Origin of the sequence: uncultured Thiocystis sp., assembly GCF_903866365.1 — a bacterium.
GTDB lineage: Bacteria > Pseudomonadota > Gammaproteobacteria > Chromatiales > Chromatiaceae > Chromatium.
On sequence record NZ_CAIPNF010000376.1, the window covers coordinates 1 to 7,017 of the forward strand.

The 7,017-nt window shown below is 64.0% G+C and carries 7 protein-coding genes; 1 reads left to right on the forward strand and 6 read right to left on the reverse strand.

All coding sequences use genetic code 11. The features are described 5' to 3' along the window. Nucleotides 1-682: 682 nt before the first annotated feature. Nucleotides 683-1,654, reverse strand: a complete 972-nt coding sequence (locus QZY07_RS21065; RefSeq protein ID WP_295406972.1) for a transposase — start codon at nucleotides 1,652-1,654, stop codon at nucleotides 683-685. A 267-nt stretch (nucleotides 1,655-1,921) separates the two neighbouring features. Next, complete coding sequence (locus QZY07_RS21070; protein WP_295406975.1) at nucleotides 1,922-5,347, reverse strand: UvrD-helicase domain-containing protein; 3,426 nt, start codon at nucleotides 5,345-5,347, stop codon at nucleotides 1,922-1,924. On the opposite strand from QZY07_RS21070, the gene QZY07_RS21075 reads away from it, so the two are divergent. Further along, a complete protein-coding gene (locus QZY07_RS21075) occupies nucleotides 5,346-5,657 on the forward strand; it encodes a hypothetical protein (RefSeq protein WP_295406979.1) in 312 nt (103 codons plus the stop codon). The two genes, QZY07_RS21070 and QZY07_RS21075, sit on opposite strands and share 2 nt — an antisense overlap. Nucleotides 5,658-5,693: 36 nt before the next feature. Here the strand turns inward: QZY07_RS21075 and QZY07_RS21080 are convergent, their stop codons facing one another. The 4 genes from QZY07_RS21080 to QZY07_RS21095 form a co-directional block, all read right to left on the reverse strand. Further along, nucleotides 5,694-5,891 carry a hypothetical protein gene (locus QZY07_RS21080; protein ID WP_295406982.1) on the reverse strand — a complete coding sequence of 66 codons (198 nt, stop codon included), beginning with the start codon at nucleotides 5,889-5,891 and terminating at the stop codon, nucleotides 5,694-5,696. Then, nucleotides 5,849-6,145 carry a hypothetical protein gene (locus tag QZY07_RS21085; protein WP_295406985.1) on the reverse strand — a complete coding sequence of 99 codons (297 nt, stop codon included), beginning with the start codon at nucleotides 6,143-6,145 and terminating at the stop codon, nucleotides 5,849-5,851. The genes QZY07_RS21080 and QZY07_RS21085 overlap by 43 nt, the downstream gene beginning before the upstream one ends. 100 nt (nucleotides 6,146-6,245) lie before the next feature. Next, nucleotides 6,246-6,656 (reverse strand): hypothetical protein, encoded by a 411-nt coding sequence (locus tag QZY07_RS21090; protein WP_295406988.1) that lies wholly within the window; start codon nucleotides 6,654-6,656, stop codon nucleotides 6,246-6,248. A 43-nt stretch (nucleotides 6,657-6,699) separates the two neighbouring features. Further along, nucleotides 6,700-7,017: hypothetical protein (locus tag QZY07_RS21095; protein ID WP_295406991.1), on the reverse strand; the 318-nt coding region annotated here is incomplete at its 5' end.

Genomic DNA, 7,017 nt, shown 5'->3' on the forward strand with positions numbered 1-7,017 from the left:
GGTGAAACCAATAGTCGCACTCCAAGCGCAGTCAATACAGGGTTTCCCTGTAAGGAAGTCAGATTTTCCAATGTGCGGGTATATATATCAAGTTATTGATATATATAATTTATATTGCACAACTGAACTGAACCAGTGCCCGCCCTTCAGGGCAGTGCAAAATCGAGCTTGCTTTGTTTGCCGTCTTGCGCGAAAAGCCCCGTCGCTTATAGGGCTTACAACTGATGTTACGCAGCCGCCTTCATGCGCCTGAGTTCGCCGAAGGCATGCTGAAGCGCCTCGACAGAGAGCTTCGCGCGTCGCGAGAAGTGATTGAGTTTGTGGACCCGCTTGAGGCATTCGAGCTTGAAGACGGCGCAGATCGATAGGAATACATGATTGGACGGTGTCCGCAGCGTTCGTGTCGGTGATTTGGCTAACGCCGCATTGGACTTGAGCGATTTGTGATACTCCTCGACCTTCCAGCGTTTTTGATGGAGATCGGCGACGCGCGCTGCCGGCCATGGAAGCGCGAGGCCGGTAGTCCCGGGTAGGCGTGGGCGCGTGCAGGGCCAGCAGACGTTCGACGCGCGCGGGCTGGGTAGTCCCGGGTAGGCGTGGGCGCGTGCGTCTCGCCGCCGTGGCGAAGGGGCGTGAGTCCCGAAGCCGCAGAGGCGAGATGCAAAGCGCATCCCACACGCCGTCAAGTCATTCGCGTCGGGCCGTGCGCAGCCCGCGCGCGCCCTGAGGGCGCACCGCGTGGCGGAGCGGCGGCCCAGAGCGGGACGAACCCGGGCGGAACAGGTTGTCGCCATTGCGCGAGTCCCGGCGGCGAGGGATCGACCCGCCGGGTATCACGAGCGCAAACGCGACACTCCGGCTCGCCATCGCACGTCAGATCACTGCAGACGAGACTCAACCGGCCGGTGCAGCCATCTTTGTTTGTAAAGACTCGGCCAATCAAAAGAACATCGTGCTCGAAGCCCTTGAGCCAGCCGCGCACGACCTGCTTGTCCGCCAACGGCAATGAATCCACCCGCACGAAGCGCACCTGCTCTTGGTCGGCCTGACTCAAGGCCATCAGCCGATTGTCCTTGAGCACCGCCACGAAAGGCTTGTGCTTGCTCAGGATCAGCGCGAAGTTGTCCTTCGCCGCGAACCAGCGGTCCATGAACACGTCACGAAACGTCAACTGGTTCTGGAGTGCTTGGAGAAACCTCTTTTGGAGCAACTCGTTCTTCGTCACCTCGCTGGCCCGCTTGAGCCGACGGGTGGCCACATCGCAGAACGGCAAGGGCTTGCGGATCAGGCGGAAATCGACCGGGATCGAGACCTCGCCGCTGTCGTCGAACGCATTGAGCAGGTTCATCCCCTTGACGGTCCGATTTTGACAGTGATCGAAATGCCAGCAAATCAGTTCGCTTTCATCCGTCCAGGGTTTCTCCTGGATCGTGTCGTCGAAGATCCGCACGGCATCGGGTTGCGCGATCTCGCGCACCGTGGACTTGACCTGCAACCACCGATCCCGCGAGGTGTCGTCTCGCTCTGACAAAAAGCGGGTGACCTGATCGTGACTGACCGTGTCAGACACCCTCGACGCCAATTCAGTGGTCGTGGCTGACCCAAAGGTGCGGATCAAATCATCGGTGTCGAGATCGAGAAGGTCTTGGTTCATCCTCGCAAGCTACCAGGTTCTAAACCTTCCGCGTAACATCAGCAGAACATCTTGTTTGGAGCGGTTCACGGCGGGGAGCCTTTTGGTTTAGGGCACGCATTAGCGCCCGTCCGAGCGGAATCCGTTGGGACAACTCGATCTGACTTTCGGGATGGGGGCGTCACTCACCCAAGCGATGGCTGTGACCGACTGATGGTCTGCAGATTGTCGCTCCAGATGGATCTGGATTCGCTGCCGATCAGGACATATCCCCGCGCTTTCCGCTGCTTACCTCGGTGTATATTTAACCTCCGGCAACACCAGTTCCCACCGCTCGCACCGTACCGCCTGTTCATCCTTTGGCGTCCTGACCAACACCGCCGCCACCCGCACCGCCATGATCTCCCCAGCAGGCGGCTGGAACTTCGCTGACATCCGCGCGACAGTGACCCCGTCGCGGTCAGCCGACTCCCACCCCGGCTTGCCGTCGCGTCTCGGGCGCAATTCGAGCGGATCGCCGACCTCCAAGGCCGCGAGCGCCCGATGAAGACGGCTGTGTGGCGGATAGAAGCCCGGCCAGTCCAGATAGACCATCGAGAGATCGGCTACCCAGATTCGAGGATCGAGGCCCGGCTCCAACTCCGGCACAGTCGGGCGAGTGCGCAACGCCAGCCCCTCAGTCTCACGCACGAAGGGATGCCTGCCGCCCAGCCGCTCGCACAGCGTCAAACTGCGCCGCGCGCGGGTCATGGCGACAGAGTAAAGTCGGCGTTCGTCATCCCCGCTCGACCGGCCCTCGCCATCAAGGATGAGCACATGCTCAAACTCCAGTCCCTTGGCGCGGTGCGCGGTCATGAGCACCATCGGGCCATTGGGCTGGGACTCGGCTATCGTCTTGGCCCCGCTGCCGAACTCGTACAGCACCTCGATCAGATCATCAACGACACGCCGACCTTCGGGCGCGGCGATGAACTGCGCCAGGGCGGCGCGAAAGGGAGGTTCGATCAAACCCTCGACCGGGACGCCGTCACGACGACGGAGCCAGCGTGAAAGCGTGCGGGCGCGTAAGAGCACCCGGCGCTTGGCGGTACGGCGGCGGACGCCGCGCAGCAAATCGAGCAGCCCGTGACCCTCGCGCGTGCGATGCAGGTCCGGTTGATGCTCGTCACGCAGCAGGCGAACCGGAACCTCGCGCCGCCGACAGAGCGCGGCCAGCGGCTCCAGGTCTTTCCACTGCCGCGCGATCACCGCGAAGCGCCCCCAGCGTCCTTCGGGAGCGTTATCCTCGACGGCATCGAGACGCTGAAGCTCGGCCAGCGCGATCTGGGCTTCGTGCCAGGGATCAGTTGGGACTTCGAGCGCCTGCCCCCGTCCGCCCGTGACCGGATCGCGCTCGGCGAGGTCGCCGCCCGCTGGTCGCTCGTGGCGGGCGTGGTCGATGCGGATCGCCTCGTCCGTCTTCATGCGGTCGCGTGCTGGGGCGATGACGCGGTTGGAGCAGTCGATGATGTGTCGGGTCGAGCGGTAATTTTCGATGAACCGATGGCGGCGGGCCTGATAGTCGCTCTCGAACTGGCGTCGCTCTCGAACTGGCGGATGAAGCGCACATTCGCGCCGCCGAAGGCAATAGATGTTCTGGTCGTCGTCGCCCACGGCCATCAGCGACAGACGATCCTCTTCGCTGTCGAGCGAGCGCCCGGCCACGGCGCTGATGAGATCATAATGCTCGCCGTTGATGTCCTGATATGCGTCGATCAGCAGGAAGCGCAGTCCGGCCAGCAGCCGATCACGCTCGGTCGATTCGCTGACATTCTCGCTCTCGGCCTTTTTCAGCCGTGCGGTGGCTTGTCGCAGTACCGTCGTGAAATTGATCGATTCGCCACGCTCCAGCGCCACGGCATAGCTTGTTCCAGTCAGGCGCATCGCCAGACCATGCACCGTCTGCACGCTGACACCAGCGGCATCTGGCCCGGCCAGTGCCCAGAGTCGGCGGCGGATCTCAGATACCGCCGAGCGGTTGTAGGCGAGCACCATGATTTCCTGCGGATGGATCAGGCACTCGCGCAGCAGCCACGCGACGCGATGCACGATCACGCGCGTCTTGCCCGAACCGGGACCGGCGAGCACGAGCAGACTGCCCTCGGGCGGGGCGGCGACGATGGCTTGCTGGACCGGAGTGCGCAGATCGACCAGGATGCGCCGATGTGCCGCCTCTGAGGTGGCGATCTCCAGGATCTCCTTGCGCCCGGCGAAATGGCGGCGGGTGAACTCGCTGCGTTCCAAGCGGAAGTAATCGGCGATGAACTGCATCGCGGCCTGGATCTTGGCGATTCCGAGCCGTGCGTACTCGCCCATGACATGCACCTGGACAATCTTGTCCCGGTAGTGCAGGTCGAGTTCGGCATAGTCGCCCTTGCTAAACTGGCGGCGGCGGGCCTCGGCGTTGAGCGTGATGATCATGGCCGAGCGGAAGAGCGCCTTGCCGCGCGAGAGCTTCAGCACTTCGTTGGCATCCAGATAGAGCAGCGCGGACGCGAGCGCCCTGTCCCAATTCCGGATCGCCAGATCCTGGAGCGTGAGATCCCCTTGCAAGGCGCGCTCAAGGTCGCCTTGCTTGCACACCACCTGTCGGTTGTTGCCCTGGCGGACGCGATAGACGGACTCGACCAGGGCGAGGGCGAAGCGTCGGCGGCGCTCGCTGATCGTCTCGATGGAACTCCAGGCGCGCAGCAGCTTGACGAGGCGGTTGTCGGCACCGGCTGGACGCAGCTTCAGGAACGCCTGTTGTCCGTCCTCGTCGCCGAAGGCTTCCGCAAAAGACTTGAGCAGGCGTGTCAGGCGTTGGGGGTCGAGGTCGGTGTTCGTCTCGCGGCGCAGGGTGTCGCACAGACGGCAGACGTTGAGAATCTGCCAGTCCTCCTGATCGGCGTCCGGCGCGGCTTCGCGCAACTGCGCGATCAGGGCCGTCTCCAGACGCGTGAGTTCGTCGAGCCGTTGGCGCGTGGCCGGGTCGCGGTAGAGGGTGACGCCGATCTCGGTTTCGTTGGCGAGCAGACCCCACTGATCGAGTTCGCGCAGCATCGCGCGGAGCCGGCGCGAGTCCAGACCGGTTGCCAGCATGAGATCGTCCGTCGAGCGGCTTTCATCGTTTCCGGCCTCGATCAGTTCGCGGAGGATGGCGTCATCGGGCGCGATGTCGGTTTGGGGGCCAAGCCGCTTGCGCAACAGCGCCACGGCCTCATCCAGGGCCGAAACCCGCAGACTGTCGGGAAAGATGCGGGTGTGGTTCTCCTGCCGCTCCAGTAAACGCGCCTCTTCCAGCCAGGCAATCGCGATGCGCACCTTGGTCTCGGCATCCCGCCCGTCGGCCTCGATGCGGTGTTGCTTGGGCGTCTCCAGCAGGATTTCGCCCGTGGTGACGATCACTTCGCCCTCACGACGATCCTTACGCTCGATGGCCCGCAGTGCCTTGGGGATGGCGCGGATGTCGTTCTGGCTCAGGCGCGAGTGCTTGAGCAACCGGAACTGGATGTCGAGGTCGGCGTCATCGTCGAGCAGCACGCATTGGGCCGGTTCCTGATCGCGTCCGGCCTCCTGGATGTCGTTCTCCAGCGATCCCGGCGTATCGAGATGGATCACCAGCCGCACATCGGGCTTCTCGACGCCCATCCCGAACGCATTGGTGGCGGCGCTGATGCGTCGGCGGCCGGCCATGAAATGCGCGCTTTTCGGCTGGCTCCAGACCGCCGTGGAAGTCGCCGCAGTCCAGGTCCGCTTGCTGGAGAAAGTCCGCGACCTCCTGAACCGTCTTCTGACGAGCGCAGAAGACGATGGCCCCGCCTTCTTCGCGCGGCGCCTGTTTCAGCAGACGCAGTACTTCGCCGCGCTTGGCGTGTGCCGGCACGGCGTGCACCTCGTCGAGATCCTCGGGCCGGAAGTCGTGGCCCCACTTCGACAGACAGTGCGCCTCGTCGAAGATCCAGGCGGCGATCTCGCGGTGACTGAGCGCCTTGATAAAGGATAAAGACCGGACTGCGGAATTGCTCGGGGGCGACGAAGATCAATCCCAGATCGTCCAGCCGGAGCTTGTCGAGCAGGCGCGGCGCTCGAAGGGTGTCAGGAGACCGTTGAGATAGCCGGCACAGGCGATGCCGCGCGCAATCAGGTTATCGCCCTGATCCTTCATCAGCGACGGCAATGGCGAGATCACCACGGTCAGCGCGCCGGTGCGGTCGTAGCGCGCCAGGGCCGGAAGCACAGCGACTTGCCGCCGCCCGTGGGCAGAATCGCCAGCGTGGGCCGGCCTCCAACGCCATTCTCGACGATGGCCCGTTGCAGCGAGCGTCCATCGGGTGTCGCGGGCGTGGTGCAAAAGCGGGTGAGGCCGGGGAAGTCGCCGAGGAACAGCCGGTCGAGATCGTGTTGCTCGCGGCACCAGACGCCGTCTGGATCGGCACAGGGCACATCGCGCCGTGCGGCGATGGCCTCGTGGGTCTTGGGGAAAGCGCGCATGACCCAGGGCGGCAGGACGGAGTGACCACCCGCCACGCCCAGCCAGGCGAGCGCTAAGCCAGCGGCTGGTGCCAGTCGGGATCGGGAAGCCCGTGTTCGATCAATCGGCGATGCCCGACGAAGCGGACTTTTCCCGCTGTTGCCCGCGTCCAGGCGCGGGCGGTGTCTTCGAGCGTGGGACGAGCGCACTGGCGTACCGCGCGGAAGATCTGAGGCAGACCCGCGCACGCTTCGCCCCCGAAGAGCGCGTGTAGGCACAGCCGCTCATCGGGCGATTCGACCGCGCGGCCTTCAGGGCGGTCTGCTCATCGCGGAAGCGCGGATCAGCCAATTCCGCATCCCGCACCGGATCGTTGCGCGAGGTGGTGCAGCGCCGATCGTCCTTGACCAGCTTGTGGTAGGGGTTGCGCGGGAAGGCAATCGGCGAGAGTTCGAGCGTGTCGATCAGCGGCAGCCGATGGAGAGCCAGATCGGGATGGAGCGCGCACAGGGCCGGTTGATCGAAAGCCACGATGTTGTGACCAAGAATGAAGGCCGCGCCTTGGGTGAGCGCATCAACCTGAGCGACGAGATGGCGAGATGGCGAGCATGACCTGCAATGCGCCGCCGAGCCCCTGTATCCGGTCGAAACAAGCCAATTCACGCAGATTTAACGGGTCGTGGCGGTCGGTTTCGATGTCGATGCAACGCGGATTCTGGTTGCGCGGTCGGTTCCTCCATTGACGATAACCGCCACTATCGTGGCTGATGACGGCGCGGCCGACCTGGGCGAAACGGGGCCGTGCGCGCGACGCCCGGCGTGGAACCTCCGCGTTCGGGCCGCGCGCAGCCGCTGCGCGACAAGCGATCAGGAGCGAACCAACACGATGACA